A 16,048-nucleotide genomic window follows, 5' to 3' on the forward strand; every position below is an offset into this window, starting at 1 on the left:
TTTCTGGGATAGTTAATCAGTGGAGCAGGGTATTTATCACCCTCCCTGGACGGGAGGGCTTTTCGCTGGGGGAGGAAGAGTTATTATCCACGACCAACATACGGCATGTTGTTAGCCATAATCGTGATTTCCAACACGTTAGTCGTGATGGGCAACTGCGCCATCATTTGAATAGCAGCGGCTACATCGTCCACATTCATCATATCTTCGGCTTTAATTGAACCGTCAGCCTGATAAACACCTTTTTTCATACGGTTTGACAGCGTGGTTTCAGCATTACCGATGTTAATCTGGCCACAGGCAATATTGAACTGACGACAATCCAGGGAAATGGCTTTGGTCAGCCCGGTTACCGCATGTTTTGATGCCGTATAAGGTGCGGTATACAATCGAGGTGTCAGCGCTGAAATAGATGCATTGTTAATAATGCGTCCACCCATAGGTGTCTGGGCTTTCATGATTTTAATCGCCTCTTTGGCACACAGAAACGTAGAGTGCACGTTCGCGCTGAATACCCGAGACCACTCATCAAATGAGATCTCTTCAATCGTTTTGGCTGGGCTGTTATTACCGGCATTATTAAACAAAAGATCTAATCGACCAAATCTATCCCTAATTGCCGCAAACAGTGACTGTACGGCGGATTCACTGGTGACGTCAGCAACCATCGGAATAAAGCGTTCGGCTGCAAAGCCCTGCACACATTGCTGTAAGGTTTCTGCATTGCGCGCTGCAACAATAACTGTATAGCCAATATCGTATAATGCCTTCGCTGAGGCAAATCCGATGCCTTTACTTCCTCCAGTAACGAGCGCAATTTTTGTCATGCCAGGCTCCGTTTACAGTAAGCTAATGTCGATTTTTACGACGGTTTTTTTTGATTTTTTCAGGTTGATCAACCATGTAACAGGCACGGTGAACCTCTTCCGGGAAAACAATCACGAACTGACCGGGGGTCAGGGTAAGCACGTTATCGTTGATACGATCGTCTGCGTAGAAAGTGACGTCGCGCTCACCTGGATGGCTCTCGATAATTTCGTTTTTGCCGTCATCAAAACTGACGCAAATACGCTCCTGACCCGCGATGAGAAAATGAACATCAAGGTATTTACGATGTACTTCTGGTCGACAGGCGCCTATGGGTTTGGTGATGGGTTCAACAACGGTAAAAAAAATGGTGTCATCCTGAATATAGATTTTTTCTCCCACCGGGAAATGACTCAAATCATTTTGACTCAGATAGTGGATCACTTTCGTAATCGCCGGGTGTAATGAGCCTGTCTGGCACGGGCTGATAAGTGCAATGTCACCGTAGATCATAATCGTTAACCTTATTATTGAGTCAGTTATTTAACCGGTGTAATAACGGGTTTACCGGTGAAGAAAGCGTGTAGATTGTCGAATACCAGGTCGGCCATCGCATTAAAAGTTTCACTCGTGCCGCTGGCGATATGGGGTGTGAGTACCACGTTATCCATTTTCAGTAATGCCGCAAGGACATGTGGTTCGTTGGCGTAAACATCCAGTGCCGCACCGGCAATGACGTTATTTTCCAGGGCCTGAATAAGGTCCGTTTCGTTGACCACGGAACATAGGAAATAAGATGCCGCCCGCTCGTGCAGTATTTGATGGCGTAGCGGGTGTAATAATCATATCGCTTAAGGCAAGAGTATATCCCAGGCGTAACGAACTTCCGCCAAAGCCCCGAATGAGTAAGTAGGCAATACGTCGGCCAAGACCGGTTTTGATAAAGCCTTTTGCATAAAGAAACGCGGCGACAATTAGCCATACCGTGGTGCTACTGAAGCCTTTTAACGCTTCGGACGTTGTCATCATGCCAGTGAGCATAATAAAACTAATGGCGATTAATGCGACAGCACCTACGGGCAAAGGCTGAAGAATGAATGCCACTACGGTGGTGATAAAGATAGCGAGGATATGCCAGGTTAATTCTGTGAGACCTTCCGGTACGGGGGTAAACCAAATCGCGACCGCGACGATCGCACAAATGAGGACTTTCAGATAACGATTCATATGCAATCCCTGTAGCTGTTTCCTGCTAAGGAGAGCAGGAGGAATAATCCTGTTTTCGGTACAGCGTTTGAACCTAAAAAGCGTTCTATTGCCTGACTATGGGTTTAATTAGCCCATAAGAGTTATGTGGTTTATGGCAGTATAAAAACCGTGACGCAGGGTGACTTCGTGCATTCGTCCGAATCAATGGCGAAATTCTCACGCATATGCCCGGATGAAATTTGCGCAGATCACACGGGCCTTTGACAAATGATGTCAGAGAGGAAATTTCTGCGCGGTAGCTCGCAAACCGGCTTATTTGTTGAAGTGAGAAGGGCGCGGTAAAGTGCTTAACTTATGGATTGAGTGATGATGCCAACATGATGATAAGGAATAAAATTATGCTCGAGACATCCAGACTCATTTTAAGGCAGTGGGAAGCGAAAGATAGGGTGCCTTTTGCCTGTCTGAATGCAGACCCTGATGTGATGCGTTTCTTTCCAGCTCCGCTTTCCAGACAGGAGAGCGACAACCTGGCAGAAAGGTTCAGGGAAGGGATTGAACAACGCGGCTGGGGATTTTGGGCCGTTGAGTCCAAAGAAACACATGAATTTGTCGGTTGCGTTGGTCTACATCCGCAGCCTGATAAATTTCCATTTTCGCCGTGTACTGAAATTGGCTGGCGTCTCAGTAAATCATACTGGCACCAGGGATTAGCAACGGAGGCTGCAGAAGCCTGTCTGGAATATGCTTTTTGGGTTCTGGCGCTGGATGAAGTCGTATCGTTCACATCGGTTCTAAACAAACCGTCAGAATGCTTAATGAAACGGCTTGGCATGAACAAAGTGGAAGTGTTTCCGCATCCTGCATTACCGAGAGAGCATCGACTTTCTCAACATGTTCTGTATCGAATTCAGCAGCCAAGCCATGATTGAGAATAGAACTGTATCAACAACCTGACTAAGGATAACTGCAAAGCACCGGATTCTATCAAATCCTATGGTGGTGCGCATAATGTATATTATGTTAAATGAAAAAGAACATGTAAATATGGCGTGTTAATGCAGTCTGAATCGTGCCTGTCCGTTTGCTCCCTTCCCTGTCGTGACGCTGCGTGAATTCTGCAGATTTTCACCAGTAATCCTGCACACGATTTCACGCAGCACACCCCGCAGACATAAAAAAACCGGCCATTGTGGCCGGTTCGTCGTGACGGTTTCTGACTTAATGTATTTTTGCCTAGGCCGCTGCTTTCTCAGACTGACGCTCTGCAGCTCTGACAACGGCCATAAACGCTTTGACACCCGGATCCACATCCGGCGACAACATGCGCATAATTGATTTTGAATTCCTGCCGACCTCGTCTGAAATCGCTGGATAACCGCACGTGACCTTAATCAGCGTGCGTAGCATTCCTTTTGCGACTTCGATTTCACCGGCCAGGATTAACTCGTGGATCTCCTGGATAATCTGAACACGTGACCCGATGTCCTCTTTAAGCAGGTTTTCCCACATTTTTTCGATGTCATGCGCGGCCATGTTTTTTACTCCTCAGATAATCAGCCCGATATTTTTCGGCGGCGTCCAGGTCGTTATTTTGCCGGTCCTTGAAACCGGCACACAGTAAAATGACAATCTCGTCGCCGTCCTGCATCAGATACACCCGAATGGCAATGCAGGCAAATTATTTATCGTCTGAAATCGTTTTGCATTCACACTTGCCACCTACACTGGCAGCAGTCAGACATAATTCACCGGTTATCGGTTCGTATTTTAGCGTTGCACCTGGCATGACCTGCGCGTGTGTAACCGTGCCGCCGCCTGACCTGTTTGTTTTTGTATACGACGCCGCCGAGAACCCAAAAAGTTACAGTGTAACTTTTCCAGGATATATTTACTGAACATCAGTGACCCTGCCAGCGCGTGCGACTCTTTCGGACGTCAACATGTGTGAATGTCGGATAAATACCGATCCCGCCTGTAGGTAAAATAGTTTCGGTCGATTTTTTTCCCGATGATTCTTTCCCGCTCGCGCTTGCATCGCCGGATTTATTCTTCGCCGGTGGCGCATTTTTTGTATATGCAAACGTTACTGTTTTTACTGATTGTACGCCGAAAAGAATCCCCCGCGCCTGCATATTCGCCACGGCGGCTGCAGCGGCGACAGAATCCCACGCCCGACGCCCTGACAACCCCGTCTGATAAACGCTTGTGACGATGCCCTCGAAACTGATTTCAGGCTGATTCGTTACGATACCGTCAGCAATTTTATAACCTGTCTCCAGTGCCGCTTCCGCCACGTCGCGCGACAGCTCGTAACCCTCGCTCGTCTTGGCATCAAAGGTGATGGCAAGTCCGGATTCGGTGACAATAATTGCAGTGTTACTTTGTGAGGGTTTAACCTGCCGTTGCTGATTGCCGTCATATTTAATTAACGAATCAATTTAAATGTGTTTATATACTAGACATGATGCTTTAAAAAACATTTGCTATAGGTAGTGTGCGTAGGTGTATGATGACTGCACTTTTAATATTTCAAAGGGATTGATTATGGCTTTTAAAGAGTTTGCAACGTTTGGTACTTTAATAACACCCAAAATACTCGTCGCCGTTTACTGGGTATTAACTATTATTTATATTATCGCTGCTGTTATATTTGCATTTAACGGTAATTTTAGCGCCTGTGGTTTAAGTATTCTTGTTTTAGTTATTACTCGCATTTCATTTGAACTGATAATGATTTCGTTTAAAAATAACGAATTTCTGTTCCGCATTTGTAATGCATTAGAAAAAGACAAGCAATAAACATCAGCCCCGCATTGACGCGGGGCTTTTTTAGTCTGACACAGCGCCAGCTGTTTCTGCCAGATTAAAAGGTAGCTGCCGAACATAGAAGAAAATATACTCCCGCTGTTCCCGTCCATCTATGATTTGAAATCACTTATCACTTCACACACAAGCCACACTGCCGCCCCAACCCACATCCACCACTCTTATGAATTCCATTCATAGCGTCTATTTAAGCAGCGTAATTATCTTTAACCGCAACTTCGTTAATCTGGGTCTATCGCGTGAACACGCAAGCGGAAAGTGGCTACAGCTGATGGACACACCCCAGCCTGCAAGGCTGGGGCTTCATTAGAGGCTAACTAAATATTCTTATCGAAGAAGACGTCTAACTTTTGCATTGCCTGGTCAACGTATTTGGGCACCCAATACGTCTCGATATGGGTAGCGCCATCGATCAGGAAGAGTTCTTTGTCCTTCGTACCGGTGGCTTTCGCGAACGCATCTTCAGTCATATAGAGCGTATCCGCTTTTGTACCGGCAATCATCAGCAGCGGTTTATTAATGAGATTGATATGGTCCGTGACGTCAAAGCTCATCAAATCCAGAAGACTACTGGTGGTGTATTTAAACGTGGAGTTTGGGTGGGCGTGGGTTTTCCAGTAGTACTCGTAGCCCTGGCGATACAAGGCAAAAGGTAATTTAGCAATCTGTTCATCAGTCAGGTTGGCATCGCCGGAGTAAAGCACTTCTCCTCCGGCAGCTTCCTGAGCACGTGCATCGGAAGCCTGCTGAAGACGCTGCTGGATAGTATCCAGCTGTGAATCCTGCATACCGTTGCGGCGCACAAGGCCTGAATTAAACATGCTGATGGTGGCTATCGATTTGAACCGCTTGTCAGTTTCAGCCGCAACAAGTGAATACCCGCCGCCTCCGCAAATACCCAGCAGACCAAGGCGGGCGGTATCCACACCAGGATACTGGCTGATGTAGTCAGCCATACCGTGGATATCCTCAATGCGATTAGCGGGTTTATCCACGCTGCGCGGCATCCCACCGCTAGCGCCCTGATATGCCGCGTCGGCGGTAATTGTGATGTAACCCTGCTCGGCGAGACGCTGGGCATACAACCCGGCGACCTGTTCTTTTACGCCGCCATTAGGATGCGCGACCACCACGGCAGGGTATTTTTTGGCGGGATCGTAGTTAGCTGGGGTATAGACATTCGCAGCAATCTGGATGCCGTGCAGATCGTATTTCACGGGGTGAATGTTGACCTTGCCTTTGATGTTCTCAGTAATGGCACCGTCATAAACGAGTGTGAATGGATTTTTTTTGTAATCAGCCGCATTGACTGAGGTCACTCCAGCCATTGCCGTGAGTAGCATTGCACTGATAAGCGTGAATTTCATGGTCTCTCCCGATGAGTGTCGGCCTGGTTATTCAGGCTCGCGGAATCAAATTTGCAGGCTCAGATTAGGTGGAGAGGGCTGTCAGCATCGTGACAGGAAAATAACATTTTTGTCAGGAAACGGACTGGGATGGATAAATGTTTCTGACAGCGCTGTCAGGTAACCGTCAGCTTTATGTTGGCAATCAGAAGGCAGAATGGTCTCGCTTAAATGAGATTCACGTTCAATTTTCTGAGAAAAGGAGCGATCAATGAAAAGCCAGAATGACCCAACAATGCCAGAGCGACGCAAGCTATTAGCCGCCGGAGCGGGCATTGCCGCCGCTTCGCTGATTCCGCACGTATCAGCGGCGAGCCAATCATCTCAGGTAGATTCATCCAGACAAACCCGCCAACGCCCTGCTCCACCCAGCAAACGTAAACTGAAAATCTGCCACACAACTTACAGCTGGTTGAACTACTGAAATCCTGGGCAATAAGAAAAAATGCCGCCCCGGGACAAATTGCGCTGGCATGGCTCCTGGCGCGTAAACCCTGGATTGTTCCCATCCCTGGCACCACCAATAAAGACCATATGCTGCAAAACACAGCGGCTACCAGCGTGTCGCTGACTCTCGCCGAAATGACCGAACTCACCCGCTCACTGGACGCCATCACTATCCAGGGGCAACGTCTGCCGGATGCCGTGCAGGTTTATTCCGATGTTGAAGCACCGATGAAAAGTTAAGAGGAAGTCCCGTTATGCGCCTGTTGTTAGTCGAAGATGAAGAAAAAACGTCAACCTATCTCAACCGTGCGTTGAGCGAGTCCGGATTTACGGTAGATGTCTCTGCAGACGGCGCTGAAGGTCTTCATTACGCGCTAGAGTTCGACTACGACGCGATAATACTGGATGTGATGCTGCCGGGGATAGATGGCTACCGGGTACTTGAGGGTGTGCGAGCAGCCAAACAGACGCCGGTGCTGATGCTCTCGGCACGCGGCTCGGTCGACGAGCGAGTTAAAGGGCTTCGTCTTGGCGCGGATGATTATCTGCCCAAGCCCTTTTCGCTTATTGAACTGGTGGCGCGTATTCAGGCGCTGGTGCGTCGTCGCGCTACGGATGGCGCAGACATTACCCAACTGCAAATTCACGATCTGCATCTCGACCTGCTGGCTCGCCGGGTATTTCGCGCCGGAACACGGCTGGAGCTGACCGCGAAAGAGTTTTCCCTGTTGAGCCTTCTTGCCCGACACCAAGGAGAGATTCTGTCAAAGATGATGATAGCTGAGCAGATATGGGACATGAATTTTGACAGCGACGCCAACGTGGTTGAAGTGGCCATTAAACGACTTCGAGCCAAAGTGGATGCGCCGTTCGATATCAAGCTATTACATACCGTTCGTGGCATGGGGTATGTCCTCGAAGTCCGGTCCGAATAAATGAAGGGGATAAGCATGCCTAAACGTTCCATCTCCGTTCATCTAGCGCTGATGTTTGCCTTATCCGCGCTGCTGATTGTGTCCGTTATCGGTATCCTGCTCAGAAGCTCCTTGCATGACTCTTTGCAAAAGCAGATGCACAACGAACTGTTGTTCCGCGAATCATTAATGAGTCCGTGGATCACTGCACGAACGTCGGCTGACGGCTGGTCAACGCTTGCCAATAAATTTAGCGTATTAACCAATTCTGAAGGTGAGCGCGTTCGCTACTGGATAGTGAGCGATAACCCGCGCTTTAGCATGGGGGGAACACCGCCGGTGGGCGTTCAGTGGTCTTCTTTGCAGGAGGGCTTTAATAAAGTACCGGGCGCATCGGAAGGCGCATGCTCACTGTTTCTGTTAGTGAAAACGATCCCCGCCAACGGTGACAGACCTGAGCTGCGCTATATTGTTGCAATCGACTCCACGCCATATATGGGCACACTGAATGCCTTCACCCGGACGTTGCTAATCATTACCGCACTGGGCGTCGTGATTGTCGCCTTACTGGGATACGTCGTTTCAAGGATAGGTCTTCGTCCCGTTGAAGCACTCAGTAAAGAGGCCCAGCATCTCGCACCGGGAGACCATAGTCAGCGCCTGAATACCCGCGCATTGCCCGAAGAACTACAGCAACTGGCATCATCATTTAATGGCGTGTTAGCGCGTCAGGAAATCGCCTGGCGGCAGCTCGAAAGCTTTAATGCCGATGTTGCACATGAACTCCGTACCCCACTGACTAATCTGATTGGTCAGACGCAGTTAGGGCTATCACGCCGACGCTCGCAGGATGAACTGGAAGAGTTATTGGGCTCTAATCTGGAAGAACTGGAACGCATGACGTCTATCGTTAACGACATGCTGTTCCTGTCTCATGCTCACGCGGGTGAACATGCTTCCCAGCTTACCCAGGTGTCTCTGCGAGAAGAAACCCTGAAAACAGCGGAGTATGTTGAACCCTCATTTGCGGAAAAACAGCTTTCTCTGGATGTGGAGGGGGACGTCACCGCGCATATCGACCGGCGGCTGTTCCACCGCTCACTGGCTAATTTACTGGAAAACAGCGCAAGACACTCCCCCTCCAACAGCACGGTTACGGTGCGCTTAAGCGAAAAATGTCATCAGGCCTGTGTTGAAGTTTCAAACCCAGGCGATCCGATAGCACCAGAGCACTTAAACCGGCTTTTCGAGCGCTTTTATCGCGTTGACACCTCCCGGCCCAGAAGTGATACCCATCATGGGCTGGGCCTGTCAATTGTACGCGCCGTCGCCATTATGCACCGGGGAGATGCCTTTGCCCGTAGTGAAAGTGGCATCAATACTTTCGGCCTCACCTTTGCGATACAAGCGGATAAAGCGGCGGGCAATGCTCAATCCGACGCTGAACCGGGACCAGGGTTAACTGACAGAATTGTCAGGGGGGCGTCAGTCTGACGTCATCATACTCTCGATAAAATCATCGCAGGCAATCCCCTCTTCATTGATAAGGACGCTTTGTATGATTAGACATTTACGTTACCTCGGGCTGTTACTGCCCCTCTTCACATTTTCATCCTGGGCAGCGGAGCAAAATCCCGCAGTCCATATCGCCCCCGCAGGAAGTCAGAATGCGGTGTTCGGGCCAGCCGATAACTTTACCGGTCGCGTCAGGGTTGATCCTCTCTTCAAGCCGGATAACGACATCCCTGTTTCCGGGGCTTATGTCACGTTTGAACCCGGTGCGCGTTCCGCCTGGCATACGCATCCGGCAGGCCAGCGGCTGATTGTGACCTCTGGTGTGGGGCTCACCCAACAAGAAGGCCAGCCGGTGCAGGTTATCCGCGCCGGTGATGTTGTCTCTTGCCCGGAGGGAGTTAAACACTGGCACGGGGCGGCACCCGGCAGCGCGATGACGCATCTGGCGATAACCGGGATTGTGGATGGCAAAAGCGTTAACTGGATGGAGAAAGTGACAGATGAACAATACCACGCCCATTAAGGCATTAACAGCAGCGGTACTGCTGACCTTTGGTTTTGGTCTCGCAGCGCATGCTGCGCCCGGCAACAAAGGAGCCTCAGAAATGAACCACGAACAAACGGTTTCAGATACGCTGTCAGCCAGCCAACAGGCCATCCCGTTGATTGCGGCATCGATGGCCAGCAGTCAGATGGATAAGCTGAATGCAGCCCTGAATCAGGGTCTTGACGCAGGACTCACGATAAACGAAACCAAAGAGATTCTCATCCAGCTTTATGCCTATACGGGCTTCCCCCGCAGCCTGAATGCACTTAATGAACTGATGAAGGTCGTCGAAGCACGTAAACAACGTGGTATCAAAGACGTTGAGGGTAAAGAACCGGTTGCCCCGATCCCTGTCGGGGATGAACTTCGCCGTGTCGGTACAGCAAACCAGACAAAAATCTCAGGCGCTCCCGTCCAGGGCCCGCTGTTTGATTTTGCCCCAGTGATTAACCAGTTCCTGCAAACGCATCTGTTTGGCGATATTTTCGCCCGCGATAACCTCGACTGGCAAAGCCGCGAGCTGGCAACGGTTGGCGCATTAGCGGCCACACCAGGCGTGGAATCACAGCTGCTGTCGCATACGCGAGCCAGCATGCGGGTCGGCCTGACGGCAGCTCAGTTGCGCCAACTGGCACAGGTGCTGCGTGAACATGGCGAAAGTGATGCAGCAACGCGAGCTGAAAAGGCGCTGCAACAGGCGCTCGATAGCAAATAAGTTAAGTTGGTTAGAGACGATACGCAGCTAATCGTCCGCATTCATGAGTCTGCCAAATAAGGGCAATCAGGGGTGCTAAATAATTAACGCTGACAACTCAGATATGATTGAACGGCAAACATAACAGAGGATGTAATATTGAAGACAATCTTAAAAACGCTGGCCATCTGCATCATGGCGGGTGGCCTTGTGGCTCAGACGGTCTATGCCGAGCCGCTGGTCATTCAGGAACAGGGAAGCTTTTCTGCAGGTGGCACTATCATCACCGCGCCTGGAACATTTGACGCGAAAAAGCCGCTGGATTCTGCTGGCCAAACCTATCATGGCGATCATGCCTCTGTGTTCTACCAAATTCCGGAAAATCCGCATAAATACCCTATCGTCATGCTGCACGGCGCAGGTCAGTTCTCCCGTACCTGGGAAAGTACCCCGGATGGTCGCGAAGGGTTCCAGAACATCTTCCTGCGTCGCGGGTTCTCAACTTATCTTGTCGATCAGCCACGCCGGGGCAGCGCCGGTCGCACGACTGTAGAAGGTACTGTTACGCCAAAACCGGATGAACAGATGTGGTTCAACCAGTTCCGCGTTGGCGTGTGGCCAGAGTATTTTAAAGGCGTTCAGTTCTCTCACGACAAAGAAGCACTGAATCAGTATTTCCGTCAGATGACCCCAAATACCGGGCCGTTTGATATCAATGTCATCACTGATGCGATGTCCGCCGTCGTGGATAAATCCGGCCCCGCTATCCTCTTCACCCACTCTCAGGGTGGCGGACCAGGCTGGTACACGGCGATGAAAAATGACAAGGTCAAAGCCATTGTCGCCTTCGAGCCAGGCAGCAGCTTTGTCTTCCCGGAAAAAGAACTCCCTGCCCCTATGCCAAGCGCATTCGACACGCTGAAGGGTGAGCCTGTGCCAATGGCGCAGTTTATGGCACTGACCAAAATCCCGATTCTGATTATTTACGGCGATAACATACCGGATAAACCTGTCGCCATGCCCGCGCAGGACAGTTGGCGCGTACGTCTGGCAATGGCTCGCGAGTGGCGTGACGTGGTGAACAAACATGGCGGGGATGTGACGGTGACGCATCTGCCAGAAGTGGGAATCAAAGGGAATACCCACTTCCCGTTCTCTGATTTAAATAATGTGCAGATTGCTGATTTGGTGAGTCAGTTTTTGAAAGAGAAAAATCTGCAATAGAAAGAAGTCGTATTGAGCCTTCATTATTGAAGGCTCAATACTAATATCAGCATTAACGATCGTGAATTTTTACACCAAGACAGCCACGCACAAATTCAGGATTAAAGTGTTTCACAGCATCACCAACGTAGCCTAAATCGAGTGAGCTGATTTGCGCCATTTCGCTCTCAGTCAATGAGAAATCCCAGATGGCAAAGTTCTCTTCAATACGTTCCTGACGGGTGGATTTAGGGATGACAGTGACACCACGCTGTACATTCCAGCGCAGGACAACCTGAGCAACCGTTTTTTTGTGGGCATCGGCAATTTGTTGCAGCATTTCATTCTCATAGGGCTTATGTCTTCCGCCACCTAAGGGCGCCCATGCTTCCGGCTGAACGTTGTAATACTTCATAGTTTCAAGTGCAGCAGGCTGAGCAAAGTAAGGATGCAATTCAACCTGATTCACCATTGGCTTGATTCTGACGGTTTCGCAGAAGTTTGCTAATACATGAGCATAGAAATTGGACACCCCAATTGCCTTAAGCTTACCGGCATCATAGGCATCTTCCAGTGCACGCCACGCGCTGAAATAATCACGCATGGCCTGATGCAGTAAATAAAGGTCAAAATATTCCAGCCCAGATTTTTCTAACGACGCTTCAATCCCTGCTTTGGCCATATCGTAATTGGCCATGTCCTGTACCCACAGTTTTGAGGTAATAAATAGCTCTGCGCGGCTACATAACCCTTCGGCAATGGCCTCGCGCACTGCGTCACCAACGGCATCTTCATTACCGTAAACTGCTGCGGTATCGATAAGGCGATAGCCAGCACGAATAGCAGTCAATACAGACTGTTTACATTCTTCTTTATCTGTTACCTGAAAAACACCAAAGCCAGCCATCGGCATTTTCAGGTTGTTGTTTAATAATGAATAATCCACTATTGAATTCCTCTGTTATACCTAATCAATCATTCTAGAATAAAAAGACAGACATGAGTAAGGCGCGAAATCTGATATGACTTATGCACGATTTTCATAAATTACGCCCTCTGAAGCCAACCCGGTTAAAATCAGTAAATTGCCCATCCATTAAGTGCCCCTTCGCTATGCATTACGCTACACTACCCCTTCACTCTCTTTTGGCAGTAAGGGGCACAGGTTGGCACGGGAAAACCTTAATGATTTAATGGCGTTTATAGTCGTCGCGCGTGAAAAGAGCTTTACCAAAGCAGCGGCGCATTTAGGCGTTTCACAATCAGCCCTCAGCCATACCATTCGAACCCTCGAATCCCGTCTTGGGATGAAACTTCTGACCCGCACCACGCGCAGTATTTCGTTGACCGATATAGGGCAATCCATGTTGGATGACCTCGGCCCTTATATCGATGGGATCCAGGGGCGATTACAGTCACTGAAGGATCTCAACAGTAAAGCCGCCGGTACGGTACGTATATCAACGTCAGATTATGCGATCGGCTCTGTTATCTGGCCCAAGCTTGAGCCGCTACTCAAGGAATACCCGGATATTACTCTGGAGCTGATTGATGACTATGCGCTGACGGATATTGTCTCCGGCCGCTTTGATGCAGGAACGCGGCTCGGAGAGCAAATATCTAATGGCATGATCTCAGTGCGTATCGGCCCGGATGTACGCTTTGCCGTCGTGGGTTCTCCTGACTATTTTTCCCGTCACCCTTACCCGCAGCATCCTAACGATCTTATTGATCACAACTGCATCAACCTTCGGTTTCCAACTCACGGTAATTTGTATGTCTGGGAGTTCGAAAAAGAGGGTAAGAGCCTGAACGTCAAAGTTAGCGGTCAGCTTGTGTTTAGCCGTATCTATCAGAATCTACAGGCTGCCATAGAAGGATACGGACTGGCATATGTTCCCCGTGATATCGCTGAGAAACAGCTCGCCCACGGCGAACTGATTAGCGTCCTTGAAGACTGGTGTCCTTACTGGGATGGTTATTACATTTACTACCCGGAAAACAGAAATCACTCGAAAGCTTTCCAGCTCGTTATTGACGCGCTGCGCCACTACAAACATCCCTGAATAGGCCCCGACAGATTCACGCCCCACTTTTCTGCGCAAAAAAAGCCAGCACCTGTTCAGGTCCTGGCTTTTGCTCATCGTCATCCGTCAGGCGTGATTTCTGCCTGTAAATACCTCTTTAAATACGGGTAATGCCGAGAAAATGTTTGGCCAGCCCGCCACAAAGGCCAGCTGTGTCAAGACCTCTGAGGCCTGAGTCTGGGTCAAACCATTATCCATCGCCCGATTAAGATGATACGGCACTTGCGCCACTTGTCCGGCGGTAACCAGTGCGCTGACGGTTATCAAGCTTCGGTCCCGTGGTGCCAGACCCGGCCGCAGCCACAGGTCAAGGAATAGCGCATCCGTGGTGTATTTCACTACACCTGGTGATACCTTGCCAAAGTTTAACTCAACCATCGTGGCACGTTGGTTTTCCGACGCTTTATCAAGAGGCAGGAAATCCACTTTATCCCCTGACAATGACGCCGTATCGATATGGCGTTGCGCAAAGACGTTGCGGGCAACCAGCGCCGCAGAGGTGGCATTTGGCCAGCCAGCATAAAATGCCAGATGGGTAATTACTTCAGAGATTTCAGCAGGCTTAACGCCGCTATCCAGCGCCACATTAAGGTAGTGCGGAAGCTCAGCCGTATCATTGCGGCTGATGAGTGCAGCAACTGTGACAAGGCTGCGGTCGCGACGCGACAACTCCGGACGCTTCCAGAGATCCTTTTCAATAAATCGTTCAGCATACGCAGCCATAGCGGGTGCGACTTCAACGACAGCGTCATGTGTATCTTCTGGTGTCATTTTCAAACTCCTGTTTTGCGTGGTTTGGGAAACGCATCCGCTCATCAATAACAGAGAAACAATCGCCAGGAATGCCCTGTTTATCATTCATGTTCTCCCGCCGAGTGACGATTATTCTGTCATCAGTTCAAATCTGGCGCTGTAGGCATCAGGGGGGACGGGCAATGCGTCAGGCTCATCTAATTGCCCCAGTTTAATTAAGCCAGACACATAACTATGGGATTTATAAAAAATAGCCAGATTTCCCCATGGGGCATAAATCGTTATATCCCTTTTTTTGCTGTCGTTCCTTCGGGTGAACCTTCGGGTGAACCTTCGGTGGTCAACCGGGAAGGTAAGTCACTTATTTTCTCCTCCCCTGCAGTATCTGCTTACTCTGCGCTCAGCGAGGCCATATCAATGACGAAACGGTGGGCCATGTCTCCCTGTGCAAGGCGGGTGAAAGCATCGTTTATCTGATCGATACTAATCATTTCGCACTCAGGATAGATATCATGCTTCGCGCAGAAATCCAGGACTTCCTGAGTTTCCGCAATGCCGCCGATCAGCGAACCCGCAACGCGACGGCGTCCCATGATCAGAGGTACCGTGAGCGGTTCATCCATCAGACCAACCTGGCCGACAATGACTAACGAGCCATCAATATCTAATAATGGGGTATAGATATTCAGGTCATGCTTAACGGGCGCAGTATCAATAATTAAATCGAATGCGCAGGCTGAATCCTGCAATGACTGTGGATCAGAAGAAGGCAGAATTCCTTTCGCACCCAGTGCTTTTGCCTCTTCCTCTTTGTTCTTATTGCGGCTGATGACGGTCACCTCGGCTCCCATCGCCACGGCCAGCTTAACCGCCATATGACCCAGGCCACCTAATCCGATCACGCCAACGCGACTTCCCAAACCCACGTTCCAGGTACGCAGCGGAGAGAAGGTGGTGATACCAGCGCAAAGGATCGGTGCGGTCTTTGCCAGGTCCATATTTTCCGGTACGCGCAGTACAAACTCTTCGCGGACGACAATATGTTTGGCGTATCCACCCTGAGTGATTTCACCGCTCAAGCGGTCCGGTGCGCCATAGGTAGGCGTCATCCCGTTACGACAGAATTGCTCTTCGCCATGCTCACACTGATCGCAGTGCATACAGCTATCCACCATGCAGCCAACGGCGACATGGTCGCCTACATGATATTTTTTGACGCGCGGTCCCACGGACGTGACGACACCCACAATTTCGTGGCCCGGGATCAAAGGATAAGGCTGCGGGCCCCAGTCCCCATTGACCGTATGCAAGTCTGAGTGACAGACGCCGCAGTAAAGTATTTCAATGGCGACATCGTTTTCACGTAAATCGCGACGCTCAAAATGATAAGGAACCAGTTTCGCGTCATCAGTGTGCGCTGCATAACCAACCGTTTTCATAACTACCTCATATCGTGACGGAAAAATGGCGTTGTTTTAATATGCAATCAGATAATTATGACAGATGAAGCCGTATCGCCTGTTAACGATTGTTAATAACAACGCCCTTTTTCAATTTCAGAATCAGTAAAGCCTCTGGTTAGCGCGTGCAGTTATCTGGCAAGAGACGCGCCAATTAATGAATTGGTGCCATTTTGA

21 protein-coding genes and 1 pseudogene are annotated in these 16,048 nt (G+C 49.6%); 10 read left to right on the plus strand and 12 right to left on the minus strand.

Translation table 11 applies throughout. The features are described 5' to 3' along the window. Positions 1 to 83: 83 nt before the first annotated feature. From QNN86_RS15990 to QNN86_RS16005, 4 genes and pseudogenes are all read right to left on the minus strand, one after another. A complete protein-coding gene (locus QNN86_RS15990) occupies positions 84 to 827 on the minus strand; it encodes an SDR family oxidoreductase (RefSeq protein WP_279276854.1) in 744 nt (247 codons plus the stop codon). A gap of 22 nt (positions 828 to 849) precedes the next feature. Next, positions 850 to 1,320 carry a YhcH/YjgK/YiaL family protein gene (locus QNN86_RS15995; RefSeq protein WP_414211677.1) on the minus strand — a complete coding sequence of 157 codons (471 nt, stop codon included), beginning with the start codon at positions 1,318 to 1,320 and terminating at the stop codon, positions 850 to 852. 26 nt (positions 1,321 to 1,346) lie between these two features. Further along, positions 1,347 to 1,589 (minus strand): annotated as a pseudogene (locus QNN86_RS16000) (NAD(P)-dependent oxidoreductase); the annotation flags it as partial. Beyond that, positions 1,546 to 2,034 (minus strand): SLC13 family permease, encoded by a 489-nt coding sequence (locus QNN86_RS16005; RefSeq protein ID WP_414211679.1) that lies wholly within the window; start codon positions 2,032 to 2,034, stop codon positions 1,546 to 1,548. The gene QNN86_RS16005 and the pseudogene QNN86_RS16000, both read right to left, overlap by 44 nt. 380 nt (positions 2,035 to 2,414) lie before the next feature. Between QNN86_RS16005 and QNN86_RS16010 the strand changes: the two genes are divergently transcribed. Beyond that, positions 2,415 to 2,948 carry a GNAT family N-acetyltransferase gene (locus tag QNN86_RS16010; RefSeq protein ID WP_414211681.1) on the plus strand — a complete coding sequence of 178 codons (534 nt, stop codon included), beginning with the start codon at positions 2,415 to 2,417 and terminating at the stop codon, positions 2,946 to 2,948. Positions 2,949 to 3,252: 304 nt separating this feature from the next. On the opposite strand, the gene QNN86_RS16015 is transcribed toward QNN86_RS16010, so the two are convergent. The 3 genes from QNN86_RS16015 to QNN86_RS16025 form a co-directional block, all read right to left on the minus strand. Next, on the minus strand, positions 3,253 to 3,552 hold the full coding sequence (locus QNN86_RS16015; RefSeq protein WP_249417882.1) for a hypothetical protein: 300 nt from the start codon (positions 3,550 to 3,552) through the stop codon (positions 3,253 to 3,255). Beyond that, complete coding sequence (locus QNN86_RS16020) at positions 3,539 to 3,667, minus strand: hypothetical protein (protein ID WP_255432753.1); 129 nt, start codon at positions 3,665 to 3,667, stop codon at positions 3,539 to 3,541. The genes QNN86_RS16015 and QNN86_RS16020 overlap by 14 nt, the downstream gene beginning before the upstream one ends. 250 nt (positions 3,668 to 3,917) lie before the next feature. After that, a complete protein-coding gene (locus QNN86_RS16025) occupies positions 3,918 to 4,457 on the minus strand; it encodes a phage baseplate protein (RefSeq protein WP_414211779.1) in 540 nt (179 codons plus the stop codon). A gap of 106 nt (positions 4,458 to 4,563) precedes the next feature. Between QNN86_RS16025 and QNN86_RS16030 the strand changes: the two genes are divergently transcribed. After that, entirely contained in the window at positions 4,564 to 4,818 is a 255-nt protein-coding gene (locus QNN86_RS16030) for a hypothetical protein (RefSeq protein ID WP_117342769.1), read from the plus strand. Positions 4,819 to 5,162: 344 nt separating this feature from the next. Here QNN86_RS16030 and QNN86_RS16035 read toward each other — a convergent pair whose 3' ends face one another. Beyond that, positions 5,163 to 6,188 (minus strand): alpha/beta hydrolase, encoded by a 1,026-nt coding sequence (locus tag QNN86_RS16035; RefSeq protein WP_249360999.1) that lies wholly within the window; start codon positions 6,186 to 6,188, stop codon positions 5,163 to 5,165. 274 nt (positions 6,189 to 6,462) lie between these two features. On the opposite strand from QNN86_RS16035, the gene QNN86_RS16040 reads away from it, so the two are divergent. The 7 genes from QNN86_RS16040 to QNN86_RS16070 all read left to right on the plus strand — a co-directional run bounded on the left by QNN86_RS16040 (position 6,463) and on the right by QNN86_RS16070 (position 11,592). After that, a complete protein-coding gene (locus tag QNN86_RS16040; RefSeq protein WP_249417883.1) occupies positions 6,463 to 6,675 on the plus strand; it encodes a hypothetical protein in 213 nt (70 codons plus the stop codon). 11 nt (positions 6,676 to 6,686) lie between these two features. Continuing rightward, on the plus strand, positions 6,687 to 6,938 hold the full coding sequence (locus QNN86_RS16045; protein ID WP_249417891.1) for an aldo/keto reductase: 252 nt from the start codon (positions 6,687 to 6,689) through the stop codon (positions 6,936 to 6,938). 14 nt (positions 6,939 to 6,952) lie between these two features. Further along, positions 6,953 to 7,633: a heavy metal response regulator transcription factor gene (locus QNN86_RS16050; protein WP_181505808.1), complete on the plus strand. Its 681-nt coding sequence runs from the start codon at positions 6,953 to 6,955 to the stop codon at positions 7,631 to 7,633. Between the two features lie 15 nt (positions 7,634 to 7,648). Beyond that, positions 7,649 to 9,106 carry a heavy metal sensor histidine kinase gene (locus tag QNN86_RS16055; RefSeq protein ID WP_414211685.1) on the plus strand — a complete coding sequence of 486 codons (1,458 nt, stop codon included), beginning with the start codon at positions 7,649 to 7,651 and terminating at the stop codon, positions 9,104 to 9,106. Positions 9,107 to 9,170: 64 nt separating this feature from the next. Beyond that, positions 9,171 to 9,650: a cupin domain-containing protein gene (locus tag QNN86_RS16060; RefSeq protein WP_146716819.1), complete on the plus strand. Its 480-nt coding sequence runs from the start codon at positions 9,171 to 9,173 to the stop codon at positions 9,648 to 9,650. After that, entirely contained in the window at positions 9,628 to 10,389 is a 762-nt protein-coding gene (locus QNN86_RS16065) for a carboxymuconolactone decarboxylase family protein (protein ID WP_414211687.1), read from the plus strand. The genes QNN86_RS16060 and QNN86_RS16065 overlap by 23 nt, the downstream gene beginning before the upstream one ends. A gap of 138 nt (positions 10,390 to 10,527) precedes the next feature. Next, positions 10,528 to 11,592, plus strand: a complete 1,065-nt coding sequence (locus QNN86_RS16070; protein WP_414211689.1) for an alpha/beta hydrolase — start codon at positions 10,528 to 10,530, stop codon at positions 11,590 to 11,592. A gap of 52 nt (positions 11,593 to 11,644) precedes the next feature. On the opposite strand, the gene QNN86_RS16075 is transcribed toward QNN86_RS16070, so the two are convergent. Beyond that, positions 11,645 to 12,517, minus strand: coding sequence for an aldo/keto reductase (locus QNN86_RS16075; protein ID WP_117342775.1), 873 nt, complete (start codon positions 12,515 to 12,517; stop codon positions 11,645 to 11,647). Positions 12,518 to 12,737: 220 nt separating this feature from the next. Between QNN86_RS16075 and QNN86_RS16080 the strand changes: the two genes are divergently transcribed. Then, positions 12,738 to 13,637, plus strand: a complete 900-nt coding sequence (locus QNN86_RS16080) for a LysR family transcriptional regulator (protein WP_117342776.1) — start codon at positions 12,738 to 12,740, stop codon at positions 13,635 to 13,637. Positions 13,638 to 13,724: 87 nt separating this feature from the next. Here QNN86_RS16080 and QNN86_RS16085 read toward each other — a convergent pair whose 3' ends face one another. From QNN86_RS16085 to QNN86_RS16095, 3 genes are all read right to left on the minus strand, one after another. Continuing rightward, complete coding sequence (locus tag QNN86_RS16085; protein ID WP_414211692.1) at positions 13,725 to 14,516, minus strand: carboxymuconolactone decarboxylase family protein; 792 nt, start codon at positions 14,514 to 14,516, stop codon at positions 13,725 to 13,727. A 24-nt stretch (positions 14,517 to 14,540) separates the two neighbouring features. Further along, entirely contained in the window at positions 14,541 to 14,696 is a 156-nt protein-coding gene (locus QNN86_RS16090; RefSeq protein WP_161959027.1) for a cyclophilin-like fold protein, read from the minus strand. Positions 14,697 to 14,800: 104 nt separating this feature from the next. Next, positions 14,801 to 15,850, minus strand: a complete 1,050-nt coding sequence (locus QNN86_RS16095; RefSeq protein ID WP_137363299.1) for an NAD(P)-dependent alcohol dehydrogenase — start codon at positions 15,848 to 15,850, stop codon at positions 14,801 to 14,803. Between the last annotated feature and the right edge of the window lie 198 nt (positions 15,851 to 16,048).

The sequence above is a fragment of the Citrobacter sp. C348 genome (assembly GCF_047467975.1).
Lineage (GTDB): Bacteria > Pseudomonadota > Gammaproteobacteria > Enterobacterales > Enterobacteriaceae > Citrobacter > Citrobacter gillenii.

Excerpts from the sequence above, each read along its gene's own strand:
- QNN86_RS16035 (WP_249360999.1), bottom strand. The coding sequence starts at position 6,188 with ATGCTACTCACGGCAATGGCTGGAGTGACCTCAGTCAATGCGGCTGAT.
- QNN86_RS15995 (WP_414211677.1), bottom strand. The coding sequence starts at position 1,320 with ATGATCTACGGTGACATTGCACTTATCAGCCCGTGCCAGACAGGCTCA.
- QNN86_RS16060 (WP_146716819.1), top strand. The coding sequence starts at position 9,171 with ATGATTAGACATTTACGTTACCTCGGGCTGTTACTGCCCCTCTTCACA.
- QNN86_RS16085 (WP_414211692.1), bottom strand. The coding sequence starts at position 14,516 with ATGATAAACAGGGCATTCCTGGCGATTGTTTCTCTGTTATTGATGAGC.
- QNN86_RS16005 (WP_414211679.1), bottom strand. The coding sequence starts at position 2,034 with ATGAATCGTTATCTGAAAGTCCTCATTTGTGCGATCGTCGCGGTCGCG.
- QNN86_RS16095 (WP_137363299.1), bottom strand. The coding sequence starts at position 15,850 with ATGAAAACGGTTGGTTATGCAGCGCACACTGATGACGCGAAACTGGTT.
- QNN86_RS16015 (WP_249417882.1), bottom strand. The coding sequence starts at position 3,552 with ATGGCCGCGCATGACATCGAAAAAATGTGGGAAAACCTGCTTAAAGAG.
- QNN86_RS16040 (WP_249417883.1), top strand. The coding sequence starts at position 6,463 with ATGAAAAGCCAGAATGACCCAACAATGCCAGAGCGACGCAAGCTATTA.
- QNN86_RS16050 (WP_181505808.1), top strand. The coding sequence starts at position 6,953 with ATGCGCCTGTTGTTAGTCGAAGATGAAGAAAAAACGTCAACCTATCTC.
- QNN86_RS16065 (WP_414211687.1), top strand. The coding sequence starts at position 9,628 with ATGAACAATACCACGCCCATTAAGGCATTAACAGCAGCGGTACTGCTG.
- QNN86_RS15990 (WP_279276854.1), bottom strand. The coding sequence starts at position 827 with ATGACAAAAATTGCGCTCGTTACTGGAGGAAGTAAAGGCATCGGATTT.
- QNN86_RS16020 (WP_255432753.1), bottom strand. The coding sequence starts at position 3,667 with ATGCAGGACGGCGACGAGATTGTCATTTTACTGTGTGCCGGTTTCAAG.
- QNN86_RS16010 (WP_414211681.1), top strand. The coding sequence starts at position 2,415 with ATGCTCGAGACATCCAGACTCATTTTAAGGCAGTGGGAAGCGAAAGAT.
- QNN86_RS16055 (WP_414211685.1), top strand. The coding sequence starts at position 7,649 with ATGCCTAAACGTTCCATCTCCGTTCATCTAGCGCTGATGTTTGCCTTA.
- QNN86_RS16030 (WP_117342769.1), top strand. The coding sequence starts at position 4,564 with ATGGCTTTTAAAGAGTTTGCAACGTTTGGTACTTTAATAACACCCAAA.